The organism is Methanobrevibacter sp. (assembly GCF_017447225.1).
Classification (GTDB): Archaea; Methanobacteriota; Methanobacteria; order Methanobacteriales; family Methanobacteriaceae; genus Methanocatella.
Genome location: NZ_JAFSNZ010000018.1, coordinates 1 through 17,714, shown reverse-complemented (window position 1 = coordinate 17,714; position 17,714 = coordinate 1). Strand labels below are relative to the sequence as shown.

Genomic DNA, 17,714 nt, shown 5'->3' with positions numbered 1-17,714 from the left:
AGGACTACGAATAACAAATCATACAACAGCGTGAAAAAAAATATTTTTTCACTGAACCCATAAGTCAATGGGAGATAGCTTGGTAAATCTTAATACACAGGTATTAACTGCCCAAGAATAATTTTACAAAAATGGTACAAACATTTAAGTAAAAGACTATAAATTATTATATGAATCAACTTAAATAAAATTTTTTGGTGAGTGTAAATGGATGAGAAATTTTCAAGAACAGAAATGTTAGTTGGAAATGAAGGAATGGAAAAATTAAAAGATGCTAAGGTTGCAATTTTCGGTATTGGTGGCGTAGGATCCTTTGTCTGCGAAGGACTTGCCAGAAGCGGAATAGGCAATTTTATTCTTGTGGACTTTGATAAAATAGATGAAAGCAATATTAACAGACAATTGATTGCAACAACAAAAACTGTCGGCAGAGATAAAGTCGATTTGATGAAGGAAAGGATTCTGGATATTAATCCCAATGCAAATGTTGAAGTCTATAAGGAATTTTATTTGGCCGATTCGGAAATTGATGTCATTACAGAGGATTTGTCCTACGCCGTTGACTGTGTTGACACGATACTTGCCAAAATAGCAATCATATGCAATTGTGATGCCATTAACGTTCCGGTCATCTCTTCCATGGGAACAGGAAACAAATTGGATCCAACAATGTTTGAAGTGGCTGACATTTATGAAACCTCAGTATGTCCTCTTGCCAGAATAATGAAAAAAGACCTTAGAAAAAGAAATATAGAAAAATTAAAAGTGGTCTATTCCAAGGAACATCCAATAAACACAAACGACTGTGCCATTAATCAGGACAGAAAATATAAAGTAAAAGGCAGTATTTCCTTCGTGCCGTCTGTTGCGGGATTGATAATTGCCGGTGAAGTGATAAAAGATATAATCGCCAAAACTTAAATGCTGTTTTCATAAATGATAAGAATAATATATCATGTTGAGCATATAATTCACTAAAAGGAAATAAATAATTCTAATGTTTGAGGAATAAAAAATGGAAAATGATGATTATTTTACAGAAGAAGGATTTTCTCCTATCAAATCACTTTTAGGATTACTTACTTTTTCAACAATACTTCCAATAAATGTATTCACCTCAATTGAATATATGACACGCCTGACCTGGTGCTGGCCATTCCTGCATTTGATTATTGGCGTTCTTGCAGCTGTCTGCGGATTCATCAGTGGAGAAATGCTCCATCTTAATGCACTTTTCACAGCGGTTCTGGTTTATGCGTTTTTAATGCTGATAACAGGTTATAATCATCTTGATGGGGTAATGGATATGGCTGACGGAGTTATGGTTCATGGAAATCCAGAAAAGAAGATGAGTGTCGTAAAGGATTCCTCTGTCGGTGCGGGAGGTATTGCAACATTATTTCTGGTAGCTTCACTTACGATTGCCGGAATCAATAATGTTTTAGATTATAATTTCTTAATAGGAATAGTTATTTGTGAAATGGTGGCTAAAAGCTCACTTTTAACGACAGCCTTAACATCAGAGCCGTTAACTCCGGGTATTGGAAGCTATTTCATATTATCAACAAACTCTTTTAATTATGCACTGTCCACTGTAATCGTGGCGATAATCGCATTTTTATTGGGTGGAGTTGTTGGATTAATCGGACTTTTAGGAGCTATATTTGCAGGTTTCATAATATCCGTAATTGCCAGAAGAAATTTCAATGTTGCAAATGGTGATGTTTTGGGCATGAGCAATGAAGTCGGAAGACTCATGGCATTGCTTTTCATGTCAATAGCTCTATATTTTTTATAATTTGGTGATAAAATGAATGTCAATGTTTTAAGATTGGATCATAGGTTAAAAAGAGATACTCGTATTACTACTCATGTATGTCTGACTGCCCGTGCATTCGGCGCAAGCAAAATCTATCTTGCGGGTGAAGAAGACAACAAATTAATGGATAATGTAAGAGATACTGCCAAAAGATTCGGCGGAAACTTTGAAATAGAACATACTGATTCTTATATGGGTGTAATCAATAACTGGAAAAAGAATGGTGGAAAAGTAGTTCACCTGACAATGTATGGGTCTCAGGCTCATGAAGTGGCTCCGGAAGTCAGACAGGATGGCAGTGATATTTTAATTATTGTTGGCGGTTCAAAAGTTCCCGGAAAGGTTTATAAGGCTGCTGACTGGAACGTGTCTGTCACAACCCAGCCGCATTCTGAAGTGTCCTCACTAGCTGTTTTCCAGCATTTGCTGATGGACGGTAAGGAATTCGATTTGGAATTCGAAAATCCTGTGCTTGAAGTTATACCTACAGCACACGGAAAAAACGTTAATATTCATGATGAAAACCGTTAGGATATAAAATCATCCAATCTTTTAATGGCTTTCAGTTTTTCATCTTTTTTTATTTTTGCCTGGTCAAGAGCGTCTTTTATTGTTTGGATTGAATTATCATAAACTTCCTTATCCACTGGATATGGAAATCCGTCCTTTCCTCCATGGGTAAAGCTGTATTTTACAGGATCCCTCCAGCTTGCAGGCTCACCATAAACCAGATCGGATATTAATGCCAGAGCTCTGATTTTTTTGGGACCAATTCCTCGAAGCAAAATCAGTTCCTCATAGTTTTCAGGCTGTATTTCCCAGGCATTTTTTAAAACTTCAAATTCCTTGTCTGAAATATCCATATCAAGTACTGGATGATGAGATGGCATTGAAAAGTCTTCCAAAAGCATCTGATTATCTTTTCTTTTAAAATACTGTCTCAAATGATCTGGATTGTCATTAATCAAATCAACACTGATTTTTTGAGCTTGTTTGCTTTGCTTGTCAGTCATATTTAATGTATCTGGTGTTTTCATGTCACAGGATATTCCACTGTGAGGATCCAAGAGCAGATCATCAACTTCTTCACCCATCCAATGGTAACGGCGGGCATATTTGTTGTCGGTGTTCATTCCCTGCTGTATAACTGCCCAGTCTCCCTTTTCTGTTACAAAAAAGTTATGCTGATATAATGTGTATCCGTCCTGAATGCATGAATTGTCAATTTTTGCAGATAATTTGCTTGTTTCAATCAATTTTTCAGTGGTTTTGCTTTTCAGATTGAATATCTCGCCTGCATGAGCAATTCCCTCTGGTGTCTTACGTGATTTGGCACCTTTACCTCCGCTTAGGTAGATTCCATGCTCTTCTGGAGATAATGACTCTTTCAGTGCACCCATTGTTGTCGTAGTAGTTCCTGAGGAATGCCAGTCGAAACCTAAAACGCAGGAGAATGCCTGAAACCAGTATGGATTTGATATTCTACGGATAAATTCATTCAGACTGTACTCTTCAATGATGACTGAAGTTAGCGCTCCTGAAAGTTCCACCATCCTTGAAAATAGCCATCTTGGAGGATGCCCTCCATGCAACGGCAAATTAACTGCTCCTCGTCTTTGCATATATTGAATTTTGTTAGATTTAATTAATAAATCTGGTGAGAGCATGTGAACAGTATTCAAAAACGAAACTTTATTAAGTAGTATATTACATAGTTATTAATGTTATAATGTTTATTAATTTATTATAGGAGCGTTATTATTATGGCAATTAAAGACGGCGATTTTGTTCGTGTAAATTTTACTGGTAAAATAAAAGAAAATGACGAAGTATTCGATACTACTTATGATGAAATAGCTCAAGAAGCTGAAATTTTTGATGAAAACAAAACTTACAAACCAATTCCAATCGTAGTTGGAGGAAACCACTTATTACCTGCAATTGAAGAAGAAATTGTTGGACTTGAAGCAGGTGAACGTAAAACTGTTGAAGTAGAAAGTGACGACGCATTCGGTCCTCGTGACCCTAAAGCTATACAATTAATCCCAATGAAAGAATTCAAAAAACAAGGTATGACCCCATACCCTGGCATGAGGATTTCAGCTGAAGGTGGAGAAGGTAGAATCTTAACCGTTAACGGCGGAAGAGTAAAAGTAGATTTCAACCACCCGTTAGCAGGAAAAGACTTAATTTACGATGTTGAAGTAACTGAAATCATCGAAGACAACGAAGAAAAAATCAAAAGTATGATTGAGTTACACTACGCTAACCCTAATGTCGATTTAGAAAAAACCGAAATCTCTATTGAAGACGGTGTTGTAAGCATTCAATTAGATGAAATGGCTAAATTCGATCAACAATCTTACATGGACATTACCTTTGCAAGATTCAGAATAGCTAAAGACATTTGGGAAAACATCGAAGAAGTTACCAAAGTTAATTTCGTAGATGCTTTCGAAAAAAGAGAAGAAACTGCTGATGAAGAAGAAGATGAAGAATAAATCTTCTTTTTTAATTAATTTTTAAGTTATTTTACAATAACTATTCCTTACTTTTTTTAAAAATTATATACTTTCGCCTTTGCTGACTGCAACTATTCCCGGAATATTATCAACTTTTAACTTATAAAATGCTTCCATCCCTTCGTTTTCAAATAGTAAACATTCTTTTTCAAGGACTTTGCTTGTCAGCAATGCTGCAACAGGTGGCGTTATTACAAAGATAGAATTATTTTCTTTTAATGATTGAACGGTATCTTCATGAAGCATTCCTTTGCCTATATGGATTTTTACTCCATGTTCACTCAAAAATGGTATTGTTGATTCAATTTCTTCCTTATTGCTTGTTGTCGGAGCTATTCCCGCATCACTTACTGCAGTGTGCATTATGGCGGAACCTTCAATGTCAAAATCCAATTTGTCCTGTTTAATCAATTCAACAAGCTGCGGAAGTGCAGCATCACGGCCGGTAAAAATCTCACCTGAAATGGAAATTTGATCCCCCACATTAAGTGATAATATGTCCTTTTCGTTTACCGGAATAGTTATTCTTTTCATATTTTATTTTTTCGTTTTTAATTTATTTTAATTTTCTCATTTTTTCCAAAAAACTTGTGATTTCAATAAGTTATTTAAAGGTTTGAAAACAAATATAGTATACATTATAATTTAATGATTTGTTTAGGAGATTGTAATTTTGATTATAATAAATGAAGATTTATGTAAAGGTTGCCACCTTTGCTTATTTATGTGTTATAAAAATGTTTATGCAATATCTTCTGAGACTAATAAGAAAGGAGTACAGCTTCCTTACGTTAATTTTGAAGATAGGTGCACCGCTTGTGGAGTTTGTGAGGTAATTTGTCCTGACCAAGCTATCACAGTTGATATTAATAAAAATTGGTGGGTTGATAAAGAAGACAATTCTTTCAATCCTAAGTTTTCAAATGGGAGGAAATAGGTGTTAAAATGTCAGAAGAATTTTTTATTCAAGGAAATGAGGCTTGTGCAAAAGGCGCACTAAAAGCTGGTTGTAGGTTTTTTGCTGGTTATCCTATTACTCCATCCACTGAAGTTGCAGAAACCTTATCCCGTGAACTTCCTAAAGTAGGGGGATCTTTTGTTCAGATGGAAGACGAAATTGCATCTGCCGGTGCTATTATCGGAGGTTCCTGGGGAGGAACAAAGTCAATGACTGCAACATCAGGGCCTGGTTTATCCTTAATGCAGGAAAATATCGGTTATGCATTCATCACTGAAACTCCAATTGTCATTATTGACGTTCAGAGGGGTTCACCTTCCACAGGCCAGCCAACAATGGCTGCGCAGGGAGATATGATGCAGGCCCGCTGGGGTTCCCATGGGGATTATGAGCCGATAGCATTATCACCTTCAAGTGTTCAGGAATTCTTTGATTTCACTATAAAAGCATTTAATTTGGCTGAACAGTACAGAACTCCTGTCTTTGTGATGACTGATGAAATAATCGGGCACATGAGAGAAAAAATTACTGTTGATGATGATATTGAGATTGTTGCAAGACAAATGCCGGAAGATAAAGATAATTTTTTACCTTTCAAAAATGTTGAGAATGGAACCAACCCTATGCCTGCATTCGGAGAAGGATTTAATATTCATGTAACCGGCCTTACTCACGATGAAAGAGGTTATCCTGATACTAATGATCCCGAAACTCACGATGCATTAGTCCAAAGGTTATGTGACAAAGTATTGAATAACAGGGATAAAATATGCTCAGTCCAATCAAAATACTGTGAGGATGCAGACATTGTCATTGTATCTTACGGTGCTCCAGTAAGATCTGCTTCAGAAGCGGTTGAAAAGGCAAGGGCTGAAGGCAAAAAAGTAGGTTATATCAAACTTGATACTCCATGGCCTTTCCCTGAAGAGCAAGTTAAGGAGTTATCTAAAAATGCATCTGATGTTCTTGTTGTCGAATTGAACTTGGGTCAAATGTTTTATGAAGTCGACCGTGTCTTAAGAAGAGATGCAAATGTATATCTTATGGGTCAAGTTGGCGGACTTATGCCTACTCCTGATGAAATATTATCCAAAATTAATGAAATAGGAGGAAATTAAATGTCACAAGAAAATAAATTTACTCCGTACATGAGAGAAGACAGACTTCCACACATTTTCTGTCCGGGATGCGGAAACGGAACTATTATGAATGCTTTCCTGCAGGGTATGGAAAAGGCGGAAATGGACTTTGATAATATTGCAATGGTTTCCGGTATTGGATGTTCATCAAGAATTCCTGGTTATATGGATTGTGATTCACTACATACAACTCACGGTAGAGCATTAAGCTTTGCAACAGGATTAAAAACTGCCAATAAGGATTTGAATGTAGTTGTTTTCACTGGTGATGGTGACTGTGCTTCTATCGGCGGTAATCACTTAATTCATGCTGCCAGAAGAAATATTAACTTAACTGTTATCTGTATCAACAATAATATTTATGGGATGACAGGCGGTCAAATCAGCCCTACTTCCCCTAAAGGAAGTTTCGGAACTACCGCACCATATGGGAATATGGACACTCCGTTTAACTTGGCTGAACTTGTGGCAGCTGCAGGTGCAACATACTCTGCAAGATGGACCACAATACAGATTGAAAGCTTGGTCACAGCAATTAAGGACGGTCTTAAAAATCCGGGCTTTTCCTTCATTGAAGTCGTAACCCAATGTCCGACATATTATGGCCGTAAAAATAAACTTAGAACTCCAACAGCTATGGCGGTTACTTTAAAAATGAATACTGTATTCAAATCAGCCGCTGACAGGATGAGAAAAAAAGATTTGGAAGGCAAAATTGTCGTTGGAGAATTTGCAAATTCACAAAGACCTGAATTTACTCAAAACATTGAAAGAATCAGTGAAGAGAAATTCGGTAAAAAAACGTTAATCAATTCAGCTTATGAAGAGGAGTTATAATGAGAACTGAAATAAGAATCGGTGGATTTGGAGGTCAGGGAGTAATTCTTGCAGGAATTATTGTAGGTAAAGCCGCAAGTATCTTTGATAAGAATGAAGCTGTTCAAACTCAATCTTATGGTCCTGAAGCTCGTGGAGGAGCTTCAAAATGTGAAGTTGTTGTTAGCGATAGCGAAATCGATTATCCTAAAGTGCAAAGTCCGGATATCCTAGTAGCTATGTCTAATGAAGCTTTAATCAAATATATTGTTGATTTAAAAGATGAAGGTACTTTGATTGTTGATCCTGGAACCACTGACATTGAAGATGTTCGTGAGTTTATAGACCAGCACAACATTAAAGTTTATGAAGCTCCGGCTACCCAGACAGCAAACGATGAAATCGGTCTTAAAATCGTAGCGAATATTGTTATGGTTGGAGCAATTACAAAAATTACAGAAGTTATATCCCAGAATGCAGCTATTGAAGCTATTAAAGACAGTGTTCCTGCAGGAACTGAAGAGAAAAATATTAAGGCATTCGAAGCAGGATATAATTTAGTTTAGATAGGTGAATATTATGAGGTTTTTCGAAAACGTAGCAAAAAAAATTTTTAATCAAGAAGGAATAAAGATCCTTGAAGGAAACGTTGCATACTCCCCTGAGGAAGCTGTTGCAATTTGTTCTGAAATGGGTGTGCCTGTAGTAGTCAAAGCACAAGTTTTAACCGGAGGAAGAGGAAAAGCAGGTGGTGTAAAATTTGCAGACAACCCTGGTGAAGCTTTAAAAGTTGCTGATGAAATTTTAGGTATGGAAATTAAAGGTGAAAAAGTAAAACACCTCTTAATTGAAGAAAAAGCGGATATTATCAATGAATATTTCTTAAGTATTTCCATAGACAGGTCAGAAAAAAGGCCTCTTATTATGGTAAGTAAGGAAGGTGGGGTTGAAATCGAAAATTTAGCAAAAACAAATCCTGAAAAAATCATTAAATATTACCCACAACCTTTAATTGACTTTTTACCATATGAAGCTCGTGAAATCGCTCGTAAAATGGATGTTCCTTCCGAACTGATCCCTCAAATGGGTGATGTGATTTGGAAATTATACAATGTATTCGACAAGTATGACTGTGAAATCGCAGAAATCAATCCTCTGGTCTTAACCCCTGACGGATTAATCGCTGCTGACGCTAAGATGGAAGTTGAAAATGATGCATTGTACAGACACCAGGATTTAGTTAACATGCTTCACTATAAGAAGAAAGCTGTGGACTTTGTTAAATTGGACGGTGACATTGCCGTAATAGGTAATGGTGCAGGTTTAACACTGACTGCGATGGACATGATTAAGCTTAATGGTGGAGAACCGGCAACATTTTTGGATATTGGTGGTGGAGCTTCAGAACACATCATTAATCAGGCTTTAAACATTGTTTTAAACTATGATCCTGTTAAAGTGGTATTTTTAAATGTTTTGGGTGGTATCACCAAGGCTGATGATGTTGCCCGTGGTGTTATCAAGGCATTGGAAAACTCAGACCGGGAAATCCATATTGTTATTAGATTGACCGGAACCAACGAAGAAGAAGGTCAAAGACTTCTTGAAGAAGCAGGTATTCCATATGAGATTTCAATGGAAAAGGCTGCTAAGAAAGCTGTTGACTTATGTAATGAAATCAAGGCTAAATAAAAATGAAATTTTTTGCTATAAACGGAAGTCCTAGAAAAACTTTCAGCACTGCAGAGCTTTTGGACAAATCCCTTGAAGGAGTTCTCTCCATTCTTCCCGAGGCCGATGTGGAAAGGGTGGACTTATATGATATTCCTTTCAATGGGTGCAAAAGCTGTTTTGCTTGTAAAAAAGTAAATGGTCGTCATTATGGTCGTTGTGTCTATAATGATGATTTCAAACCTATACTAAACGAAATTACCCAAGCGGATGGTGTAATTTTAGGTTCACCAGTATACTTCGGTGATTTGACAGGAAATATGAGATGCTTTCTGGAAAGGTTCATGTTTCCTTTCATTGCATACAGCAATGTTGAAACAGTAAATCATAAAAAAATGCCTTTGGCCTGCATATATACAATGAATGTTTCTGATGAGGATTCTTATTCGTCAGGATATCATGATTTGTTTGACAGGTATGAAAACACTTTAGAAAGAATATTTACAAAGCCGGAACATCTTTATGTCCATGAAACTTATCAGTTTAAAGATTATTCAAGATATGTGTCCGATATGTTTGATGAAAAGCAGAGAAGGCATATCAGGGAAACACGTTTTCCAAATGATTTACAATCAGCATTCAAAATTGGTCAGAATATAGCTAAAAGAGCTATTGGTGATTAATCTCTTTTTTAATAAAATTTTAAATAAAAAAAGTTCTTTAAAGAAATAAATTCTTTAAAGATTTATAAAAAGCTTTCAAATCCTTTTGTAGCAAGTAATCTTGTGAATGAACCTTCAGGAGTCATAAGGATGTTTCCTTTTGAGTATTGGTCTAATGCGGTTTGAACCATTGTACTCTTTTTGGCAGGATCTTGTGCAGCCTGAGCAAGTGCTTTAACTAATACCATTACTGCATCTCCCCTTGACATGTTTCCTTGAACGTTTTCACTTCCAGGATATCCATTATATGCATCATTTTCACGTATGATGTCTTCTGCGCTTAGGTTGGTAGGCTCACCATCCACTTCCAGCGGCGCTACAGAATTAATGACTGCATCAATACCATCAGTATATACGACAACTACTGCATCTGCTTGCATACCTGTATTATACTCTACAATTTCTTTAGCATATTGCATACCCTGTTTTGCTCCATCCCAAAGACAGTCGTGCAACAGCATCCTTCCGCTAAGTCCTCCAGGCGCTGATTGTGTAGGGTGTGCTTTACCTCCAGGATATATTGGAGTATAATTTGCTACGGATCCGTTTTCCAAGTGAACCATAAATGCCATATCAACTGCACCGTTAGGCTGTTCTCCTTTATCTGAAGCCAAAACTAAAATGTTCTTACTTTCTTCAGATAAATCCGGACCTCCCATAAGTGCTCCAGCTATAATCGTCAATAAACCTATAAGGATAACTAAAAGTATGGCAATTATCAGTTTTTTTCTTCTTCTCATTTTATTTTCACATTCTCCGTTTTATTAAAGAATTAGGTCATTATACATATATAAAAATAAATTTTATATTATCCAAATATATGTAACTTAAATTATATAAACATTTTTTTTAAATGAACATAAAATTCATTTTTTCAGTTTTTTGATACTAATATAATTTAATTAATAATGAAAATCAAATATGTATGTAGGTGAAAATTATGCTTATTAATATTGGTGCTGAGTTTGGTACACATTTGGAATCCAGTGATATTGCAAATGAACTGGTTGATATTTTAAACAAAATCCCTGAAGATGATTTTATTTTAGATTTTAAGGACGTAATATTTATTACAATGAATTTTGCCCAGGCTTATTACGGAGCAAAATCAGAATCTTCAAAAAAGATTTCAGAAATTAACCTGTCAGATAGCATTAAAGTTACAATGGGGGCTGCTGATGAGGCAGTAAACCCTTAATCTATTTATTTTATTCCAAAAGAACCACACGACTTATTTCGGACTCGTTTGTGATTTCTCTGCCGCATTCATCTGCGATTTTTTGAGCAAATTCTTTTACTTCATTGAATCTTGGCATATTCTCAAGACTTAATCTTTCACGTGATGAGCCAACGAACATGTATGCTTTTACTTCAACAAAATCGGGGTTTGCCTTATCTATCAGCTGAGCGTACTTTTCCGGATTAACCATGTTTCTCCCTTTAACGCAGGTGTTTCTTATACATGTGCGTGAGTTGAAAGTGGAAAGCGTTTCGAGAGATTCATTTAAATTATCCCATGCATCGCTTATTCTTGGCCTGCATAAGTCATCATATATTTTGCTTGTAGGCGCATCCAAGGAAAGGTACAGTTGGTAAGGGTCATTTTCCAGATTTCTCAATCGGTCAACGCACTGGCCATTACTGACAACAAAAGTTGTGAAATCCCTTCTGTTGAACTCGCCGATGAGTTCATCGATTTTCGGATAGAGTGTCGGTTCACCGGCCAGGGAAATTGCTGCATTGGTCGGTTTTTTCATCTCTTCCAGTTTTTTCGGGTTTGCCTTGTCATTACCATAATATCCGCACAAAAGGTTATTCTGTGCTTCAATTGCTCCGTCAACAATGCTTTTCGGATCATCATATTCCTCATCTTCCCATTCTGTTTGGGTGTAAGTCAGATCTCTCCAACAGAATTCACATTCCTGCTGGCAGTTTGGAACTGCTGGAGACATCTGCAGACACCTGTGGGACTGGATGCCGTAAAATTTTTCCTTATAGCAGACTCCCTTATCCACAATGCTTTGACGAGTCCAGTGGCATGTTTTGACTGCTGCATGACCATGACTTCCTACAAATCTGTATCCGCTTTTTTCTAATCTTTCTTGTTGACTATTATTGAATGACATAAAATCAAAGTTATTTTTAGTTTTGTTAGTATTAGTACTTATTGAATTTTTACAAGTTGAAGTAAATATTGCTTTCACATGAAAATTATTCATTTATTTATAAGTAAAATATATAAATGTTTAATTATTTACTAATTATTCATGAAATTATGGAACAAAAATCAAGAAAAGTTATTTTTCACACAATCAAGGAATTTTGCATCGGTACAACAGCTGTTCAATCAGACTGACGACGGAAACTTTCTGGCATACTGGCCGAAAAATTATCGGGGTAAAAAGACAACTCTCCAGTCTCGAAATTCACTGATAGGCAAATTCAGCGAAAAATGGGTTGCGGATATTTTAAGAGAAATTATTGATGAAGACCTTCATGTTATGCAGCAGGCACAGATTCCTGCCATCGGCATTTCCTACAATTCACCGGCGGACGTGGTCATTGCCACAAAAAACAAGAAAGTATTAAGCCGGAAGAGGTAAAAATAATATTTGAAGTCAAGATGTCCATTGTTTGGAATTGGCGCTATGATGTCAATACTAATGAATTGACTGAAATCGGAGATTACAGAACTCACAAAGGAAAACCGAGCTTTACACGATCAGATTCAATTCTAAAGGCAATAGGAAAATGCATTGACATTAGAGTATCCAGTCTGAAGGCTTCTAAAATACCTTTGGTGGTCATAGGCAATGCGCCGCTATCAAACGGTTTTTGCAAAAAGGCGGATTATCTGAAAAATGCAGGAATCATTCAGGGGTTCTGGTCGTTGAATCCATTTCCTCTAAATCATGGAAATACCAGAAAAACCACTCCAAATGGAGGTTTTATCCGATTTGATGATATTGACGAGCTGAATGAAAGCTTAAGTTCATTGTTCAGTGAAAACCTTAATTTCTTTTCAGGTATGAAAAGCCCTCAACAGCTGGGAAAAATAATCGAAATTGCAAATTATGAAAATACCTATCAGAACAAAGGTTTGAAATTCCTACAAATGATTAACAGGTCTTAACATGAGAAAAACAAAAACTTCATCTTTCGGTTCAGTTTTAAGGGAAAGCCACGATTCAAAAGAATTCTATTCGTCAAAGCTTTTTGAAGACTTTGAAATTCCCAAAAAAGTTGAATATAAAGAAACAAGAATTCCCAAAAAAGATTTAAATAAATTATATGCTAAATCAAGTGAAAATATGGATGAAATACCTGATAACTCCATTCATCTGATGGTCACATCCCCTCCATATAATGTCGGAAAGGAATATGACAATGACTTGACCCTGTCTGAGTACGAAGAGCTTCTGACATCTGTTTTCAGCGAGACATATAAAAAACTGGTCACCGGAGGCAGGGCATGCATCAATATAGCAAATATCGGAAGAAAGCCATATATTCCTCTTCACGTGCTGGTTATCAACATCATGCTGAAAATAGGTTTCTTGATGAGGGGAGAAATAATCTGGGATAAGTCTGCCAGCGCAGGAGGATCATGTGCCTGGGGCAGCTGGATGTCTGCCTCAAACCCTGTACTGAGAGATTATCATGAGTATATTCTGGTTTTTTCAAAGGAATCCTACTCTAAAAACAAATCCCAAACAAAACTAGACACAATCTCTAAAGAGGATTTCATCCAATGGACAAAAAGCGTATGGACTTTTCCTGCAGTAAATGCTAAAAGAGTAGGTCATCCAGCACCGTTTCCAGTTGAATTACCTCATAGACTAATTAATTTGTATAGTTATGAAAACGATGTTATTTTAGACCCTTTTTGTGGTAGTGGGACTACATGTCTTGCAGCCATTCAAAATAATCGTTATTATATTGGTTATGATATTAATAAGGATTATATCGACTTGTCTAAAAGACGAATTTCCAATCATAAGTCTTTTTAATAATGTATTCTAAATATATAATACAATAAGTCAATAATGGGGATATTATGAATACGCCAATAGTGATATTAAATTATAAAACTTATTTGGAATCAAGTGGTTTGAATGCTTTAAATCTTGCAAGGGATTTGGAAAGTGCTTCTGCAGAGTCTGGCATTACAATGGTTGCAGTTCCTCAGGCAGCTGATATCTATAGAATCAGCGATGAAACTTCCCTTCCTATTTATGCTCAACATATTGATCCAATATCTCCGGGCGGCCACACCGGCGCAAATCTAATTGAAACATTAATTGAAGCCGGAATTTCAGGTTCTTTAATAAATCATTCTGAAAAAAGAATGCAGCTTGCAGATATCGATGAAGTTATTCAGTTATGCAAACAAAATGAAATAAAATCCTGTGTTTGTACCAATAATATTGCAACAAGTAAGGCTGTTGCCAGCTTAAATCCTGACGCTGTTGCTGTAGAGCCACCTGAACTCATTGGAACAGGCATACCTGTATCTCAAGCACAACCTGAAGTTGTTGAAGACAGTGTAAAAGGTGTAAAAGAGATTAATAAGAACGTTAAAGTATTATGTGGTGCCGGAATCACTAACGGTGATGATATGAAGGCAGCTATGGATTTGGGAGCAGATGGTGTATTGCTTGCTTCCGGTATCATTAAAGCCGAAAGTCCAAAAGACGCATTACTTGACCTTGTAAGCAAATTATAGATGAGTGGGAGTATGTCTGTTAATTTTAATACAATTGATGATTTTGATATTGAAGATAAAACTGTGCTTGTACGTATCGATGTAAACTCTCCAGTTGATCCCGGTTCCGGAATTATTTTGGATGATACCCGATTAAAATTGCACGCTCAAACGATTAAGGAATTATCAAAAAAAGGAGCACGTGTCGTTATTCTTGCACACCAAAGCCGTCCCGGCAAAAAGGATTTTACTACATTATCCCAACATGCCGAAGCTTTGTCCAATATTTTAAATTTAAGAGTTAAATATGTGGATTCAATATTTTCTGCATCTGCAAAAGAAGCTATTCGTAATTTAAAAGCTCATGAAATTCTTTTACTTGAAAATGTAAGGTTTTTCTCTGAAGAGTCACTTTCAAGAACACCATTGGAGCAATCCAAAACAATTCTTGTAAGGGAACTCACTCCATTAATTGATTATTTTGTAAATGATGCATTTGCGGCTGCTCACCGTTCACAGGCATCACTTGTCGGATTCACTGTTAATACTCCTTCTGCAGCGGGACGTGTAATGGAAGAGGAATTGACTGTGATTCAAAACGCTTTGGATAATGTTCAGCATCCATGTGTGTTCCTGCTTGGAGGAATGAAACCTGATGATTCCATTGATGTTATGGAAAATGTATTAAGTAATGGGACTGCCGATTCAATATTGACAACAGGTATTGTAGCAAATATTGTAATGTGGGCTGCCGGGGTCGATATTGGACAGGTTAATAAGGATTTCATTGCAAGCCGTGGATATGAAGATATGGTTGCAAAATCTAAAGATTTAATTGAAAGATTTGGTGATAAAGTTAAATATCCTTTAGATATAGCTATCGATGGGGATGGCGAAAGGGTGGATATTGATATTGATGAAATTCCTAACGAATCTATTTTTGATATAGGCGTTAAAACTATTGCTTATTATGCAAATGAAATAAGAAACGCTAAAACCATTTTTGCAAACGGGCCTGCTGGTGTATTTGAAGATCCTAAATTTGCAATGGGAACAGAAGATTTGATTAATGCTATGGCTTCATCAGAAGGATTTTCATTAATTGGTGGAGGCCATATTGCTGCTGCTACTGCAGGACTCGGATTGGAAGATCAAATGAGTCATTTAAGTAGTGGTGGCGGAGCTTGTATCAGTATGCTGGCAGGTAAAAAGTTAGCTGCTGTCGAAGCTTTAAAAAAAAGTAAAGATTAGCTATTAAATATTTTTAATAGCTCTTCAGATGCTTTTCTAGGATTGTCTGCACCCATTATTGCACTAACTACAGATAATCCTGCTATTCCAGTATCTTTTAATTCACAAGCATTTTCTAAATTTATTCCTCCGATTGCAACAACCGGAATATTGATTGAGTTGACCACATCAATCAGGTCTTTTTTTGAAATACTTGGAGCATCATCTTTAGTTGCTGTTGGAAATACTGCTCCAGTACCAATATAATCTGCACCATCATTTTCTGCTTTTTTAGCTTCTTCGATTGTTGCAGCTGAAACGCCCAATATTTTATCTTCGCCAATTAATCTGCGCGTCACATCACAGGGCATGTCACTTTGTCCCACATGAACGCCGTCAGCATCAATAGCCAAAGCGACATCAACACGGTCATTGATTATCAAATCAACATTGTACTTTTCAGTGATTTCTTTTACTTTAAGTGCAAGATTATAAAAGTCTAATGTATCCGCAGTCTTTTCTCTGATTTGAACTACTTTGACACCACCTAAAATAGCTTCTTCAATTGTTTTCAGGAATTTTTCTTCATCATCGCTGTTATCAGTAACGAGATAAAGAGATAAATCTATATTTTTCATAATATCTCAATTTTAGATTGACTAACTAATTCTTCCGCATCAGTATTGTATAATGCATCAATTAAAAATGCTCTGAATGATCCGGTTCCTAAGTTGTTTTCATCAACTTTTGCTCTTGCTTTTTCACCAGCTTTATTCATTGCTAAAATTGCCAGTAATGTACCATCAAATGCATCTGCAGCGCCAACACAACTTCCTACAATAGAAGATAACATGCATCCGCTACCTGTTATCAATGGCATCATATCATCTCCACCATAAATGGCAATTGTTGTTTTTCCATCACTTAAAATGTCTATTGGACCACTTGCCAATATTACTGTGTTTAATTTTTCTGCAGTTTTTGCTATGATGTTTCCATTTGCTTTCAGATTGTCTTCAGTAATAATGTCATCGTCACAAACATCCACGCCTTTTGCAGTATTTGTATCGTCAATCACATTGAATAATTTTGATATGGTTTTTATTTCAGTTATATTCCCACGAATTGCTGTAATGTCATTGTTTTTAATCAAATCGACTGTGGTGGTATTTCTAACTTCACTGATGCCCACACCCACAGGGTCTAATGTTATTGGTGTATTTGTTTTATTTGCCTGTTTTGAGCTTATTTTCATTGCTTCGATTTGCTCTTTTCTTACTGTCCCTATGTTTATCACTAATGCATCGGCAATATTTACAATTTCAGCTACTTCTTGTGGATCGTCAGCCATTATAGGTGATCCCCCAATTGCCAGAACTGCATTAGCACAGTCATTTACTGTAACAAAATTGGTAATGCACTGGGTTAATGGAGTTTTTACCCTTAATTCTTCCAATACTTTAGGTATTCTTTTAAGAATTTCGTTTTCATTATTTGTCATGATTATTAATTATAAATTATATTATATATAAAAATTTTGTTTATTTGTCCTATTTTACGAAAAGTATTTAAATAACATTTAATAAACAATAAAATGTTACATTAATTAGTATCATCATGCCTCGGTGGCTCAGTCTGGTAGAGCGCCAGACTTGTAATCTGGTGGTCGCGGGTTCAATTCCCGCCCGGGGCTTTTTGATATTTTTCAAGTTTCATTTTTAGATACATTTATATATCAAGAAATGTAAACTATAATATGTTGTATGTTGATGGGACCGTAGGGTAGCTTGGTCGATCCTTTGGGCTTTGGGAGCCTGAGACTCCGGTTCAAATCCGGGCGGACCCATCTTTACCCGCCTTAGCTCAATTTGGCAGAGCGTTGGACTGTAGATCCAAATGTTGCTGGTTCAAGTCCGGCAGGCGGGATTTCAATTTATTTATAATTTTTCGCATATGATTTTTGGTGAAATCTATACTTTTTCCAAAAGGTTTATATATGATGAAAATTATAGTAATTGGTAGTGTATTATTGCACATATACTATTTAAGTTTTGGTTGCCCTGGTGGTGTAGGGGCTATCATGTGGGCCTGTCGAGCCCGCGACTCGGGTTCAAATCCCGGCCAGGGCGCTT

At 36.3% G+C, this 17,714-nt stretch carries 22 protein-coding genes and 4 tRNA genes; 20 read left to right on the top strand and 6 right to left on the bottom strand.

The window, feature by feature from the left end; genetic code table 11:
• Nucleotides 1-207: 207 nt before the first annotated feature.
• The 3 genes from IJQ68_RS01620 to IJQ68_RS01610 all read left to right on the top strand — a co-directional run bounded on the left by IJQ68_RS01620 (nt 208) and on the right by IJQ68_RS01610 (nt 2,350).
• Nucleotides 208-921, top strand: coding sequence for a tRNA threonylcarbamoyladenosine dehydratase (locus IJQ68_RS01620; RefSeq protein WP_292796095.1), 714 nt, complete (start codon nt 208-210; stop codon nt 919-921).
• 94 nt (nt 922-1,015) lie between these two features.
• Nucleotides 1,016-1,798, top strand: coding sequence for an adenosylcobinamide-GDP ribazoletransferase (gene cobS, locus IJQ68_RS01615; RefSeq protein ID WP_292796092.1), 783 nt, complete (start codon nt 1,016-1,018; stop codon nt 1,796-1,798).
• Between the two features lie 12 nt (nt 1,799-1,810).
• Nucleotides 1,811-2,350 (top strand): tRNA (cytidine(56)-2'-O)-methyltransferase, encoded by a 540-nt coding sequence (locus tag IJQ68_RS01610; RefSeq protein ID WP_292796090.1) that lies wholly within the window; start codon nt 1,811-1,813, stop codon nt 2,348-2,350.
• On the opposite strand, the gene IJQ68_RS01605 is transcribed toward IJQ68_RS01610, so the two are convergent.
• On the bottom strand, nt 2,347-3,441 hold the full coding sequence (locus tag IJQ68_RS01605) for a DUF763 domain-containing protein (RefSeq protein ID WP_292796088.1): 1,095 nt from the start codon (nt 3,439-3,441) through the stop codon (nt 2,347-2,349). The genes IJQ68_RS01610 and IJQ68_RS01605 overlap by 4 nt on opposite strands.
• A gap of 141 nt (nt 3,442-3,582) precedes the next feature.
• Between IJQ68_RS01605 and IJQ68_RS01600 the strand changes: the two genes are divergently transcribed.
• Entirely contained in the window at nt 3,583-4,320 is a 738-nt protein-coding gene (locus tag IJQ68_RS01600) for a peptidylprolyl isomerase (RefSeq protein WP_292796085.1), read from the top strand.
• A 63-nt stretch (nt 4,321-4,383) separates the two neighbouring features.
• Here the strand turns inward: IJQ68_RS01600 and IJQ68_RS01595 are convergent, their stop codons facing one another.
• Nucleotides 4,384-4,875, bottom strand: coding sequence for a fumarate hydratase C-terminal domain-containing protein (locus tag IJQ68_RS01595; RefSeq protein ID WP_292796083.1), 492 nt, complete (start codon nt 4,873-4,875; stop codon nt 4,384-4,386).
• A 139-nt stretch (nt 4,876-5,014) separates the two neighbouring features.
• On the opposite strand from IJQ68_RS01595, the gene IJQ68_RS01590 reads away from it, so the two are divergent.
• Genes IJQ68_RS01590 through IJQ68_RS01565 form a run of 6 tightly spaced genes read left to right on the top strand, consistent with a single transcriptional unit; the run spans nt 5,015 to nt 9,608 of the window.
• Nucleotides 5,015-5,278 (top strand): ferredoxin family protein, encoded by a 264-nt coding sequence (locus tag IJQ68_RS01590; RefSeq protein WP_292796080.1) that lies wholly within the window; start codon nt 5,015-5,017, stop codon nt 5,276-5,278.
• A gap of 8 nt (nt 5,279-5,286) precedes the next feature.
• Nucleotides 5,287-6,417: a 2-oxoacid:acceptor oxidoreductase subunit alpha gene (locus IJQ68_RS01585; protein WP_292796077.1), complete on the top strand. Its 1,131-nt coding sequence runs from the start codon at nt 5,287-5,289 to the stop codon at nt 6,415-6,417.
• Nucleotides 6,418-7,275 (top strand): 2-oxoacid:ferredoxin oxidoreductase subunit beta, encoded by an 858-nt coding sequence (locus IJQ68_RS01580; RefSeq protein ID WP_292796075.1) that lies wholly within the window; start codon nt 6,418-6,420, stop codon nt 7,273-7,275.
• Entirely contained in the window at nt 7,275-7,820 is a 546-nt protein-coding gene (locus IJQ68_RS01575; RefSeq protein WP_292796073.1) for a 2-oxoacid:ferredoxin oxidoreductase subunit gamma, read from the top strand. Before IJQ68_RS01580 ends, IJQ68_RS01575 begins: the two co-directional genes overlap by 1 nt.
• Nucleotides 7,821-7,833: 13 nt before the next feature.
• Nucleotides 7,834-8,946 (top strand): ADP-forming succinate--CoA ligase subunit beta, encoded by a 1,113-nt coding sequence (gene sucC, locus IJQ68_RS01570; RefSeq protein WP_292796070.1) that lies wholly within the window; start codon nt 7,834-7,836, stop codon nt 8,944-8,946.
• 2 nt (nt 8,947-8,948) lie between these two features.
• On the top strand, nt 8,949-9,608 hold the full coding sequence (locus tag IJQ68_RS01565; protein WP_292796068.1) for a flavodoxin family protein: 660 nt from the start codon (nt 8,949-8,951) through the stop codon (nt 9,606-9,608).
• Between the two features lie 62 nt (nt 9,609-9,670).
• Here IJQ68_RS01565 and IJQ68_RS01560 read toward each other — a convergent pair whose 3' ends face one another.
• The gene (locus tag IJQ68_RS01560; protein ID WP_292796065.1) at nt 9,671-10,387 is read right to left on the bottom strand and encodes a DUF4012 domain-containing protein; all 717 of its coding nucleotides are present in this window, start codon (nt 10,385-10,387) and stop codon (nt 9,671-9,673) included.
• A 200-nt stretch (nt 10,388-10,587) separates the two neighbouring features.
• On the opposite strand from IJQ68_RS01560, the gene IJQ68_RS01555 reads away from it, so the two are divergent.
• A complete protein-coding gene (locus IJQ68_RS01555) occupies nt 10,588-10,845 on the top strand; it encodes a hypothetical protein (protein ID WP_292796062.1) in 258 nt (85 codons plus the stop codon).
• Between the two features lie 10 nt (nt 10,846-10,855).
• Here IJQ68_RS01555 and twy1 read toward each other — a convergent pair whose 3' ends face one another.
• Nucleotides 10,856-11,773, bottom strand: coding sequence for a 4-demethylwyosine synthase TYW1 (gene twy1 / locus IJQ68_RS01550; protein WP_292796060.1), 918 nt, complete (start codon nt 11,771-11,773; stop codon nt 10,856-10,858).
• 141 nt (nt 11,774-11,914) lie between these two features.
• Here twy1 and IJQ68_RS01545 point away from each other — a divergent pair, with 141 nt between their 5' ends.
• From IJQ68_RS01545 to IJQ68_RS01525, 5 genes are read left to right on the top strand one after another with little or no spacing between them, the layout of a single operon-like run.
• Complete coding sequence (locus tag IJQ68_RS01545) at nt 11,915-12,250, top strand: hypothetical protein (RefSeq protein ID WP_292796058.1); 336 nt, start codon at nt 11,915-11,917, stop codon at nt 12,248-12,250.
• Nucleotides 12,251-12,270: 20 nt separating this feature from the next.
• The gene (locus tag IJQ68_RS01540) at nt 12,271-12,780 is read left to right on the top strand and encodes a hypothetical protein (protein ID WP_292796055.1); all 510 of its coding nucleotides are present in this window, start codon (nt 12,271-12,273) and stop codon (nt 12,778-12,780) included.
• 1 nt (nt 12,781) lies between these two features.
• Nucleotides 12,782-13,657: a site-specific DNA-methyltransferase gene (locus IJQ68_RS01535; RefSeq protein WP_292796053.1), complete on the top strand. Its 876-nt coding sequence runs from the start codon at nt 12,782-12,784 to the stop codon at nt 13,655-13,657.
• Between the two features lie 47 nt (nt 13,658-13,704).
• Nucleotides 13,705-14,373, top strand: a complete 669-nt coding sequence (tpiA, locus tag IJQ68_RS01530; RefSeq protein WP_292796051.1) for a triose-phosphate isomerase — start codon at nt 13,705-13,707, stop codon at nt 14,371-14,373.
• Between the two features lie 12 nt (nt 14,374-14,385).
• Complete coding sequence (locus tag IJQ68_RS01525) at nt 14,386-15,603, top strand: phosphoglycerate kinase (RefSeq protein WP_292796049.1); 1,218 nt, start codon at nt 14,386-14,388, stop codon at nt 15,601-15,603.
• Here the strand turns inward: IJQ68_RS01525 and thiE are convergent.
• Together thiE and thiM are read right to left on the bottom strand one after the other, a co-directional pair.
• On the bottom strand, nt 15,600-16,220 hold the full coding sequence (thiE, locus tag IJQ68_RS01520) for a thiamine phosphate synthase (protein WP_292796047.1): 621 nt from the start codon (nt 16,218-16,220) through the stop codon (nt 15,600-15,602). The two genes, IJQ68_RS01525 and thiE, sit on opposite strands and share 4 nt — an antisense overlap.
• A complete protein-coding gene (thiM, locus tag IJQ68_RS01515) occupies nt 16,217-17,083 on the bottom strand; it encodes a hydroxyethylthiazole kinase (RefSeq protein ID WP_292796045.1) in 867 nt (288 codons plus the stop codon). Before thiM ends, thiE begins: the two co-directional genes overlap by 4 nt.
• A gap of 118 nt (nt 17,084-17,201) precedes the next feature.
• Here thiM and IJQ68_RS01510 point away from each other — a divergent pair.
• The 4 genes from IJQ68_RS01510 to IJQ68_RS01495 all read left to right on the top strand — a co-directional run bounded on the left by IJQ68_RS01510 (nt 17,202) and on the right by IJQ68_RS01495 (nt 17,711).
• Nucleotides 17,202-17,275, top strand: a tRNA-Thr gene (locus IJQ68_RS01510).
• 78 nt (nt 17,276-17,353) lie between these two features.
• Nucleotides 17,354-17,428: transfer RNA gene (locus tag IJQ68_RS01505), tRNA-Pro, on the top strand.
• Between the two features lie 6 nt (nt 17,429-17,434).
• Nucleotides 17,435-17,508: transfer RNA gene (locus IJQ68_RS01500), tRNA-Tyr, on the top strand.
• A gap of 131 nt (nt 17,509-17,639) precedes the next feature.
• Nucleotides 17,640-17,711, top strand: a tRNA-Asp gene (locus IJQ68_RS01495).
• Nucleotides 17,712-17,714 lie beyond the last annotated feature (3 nt).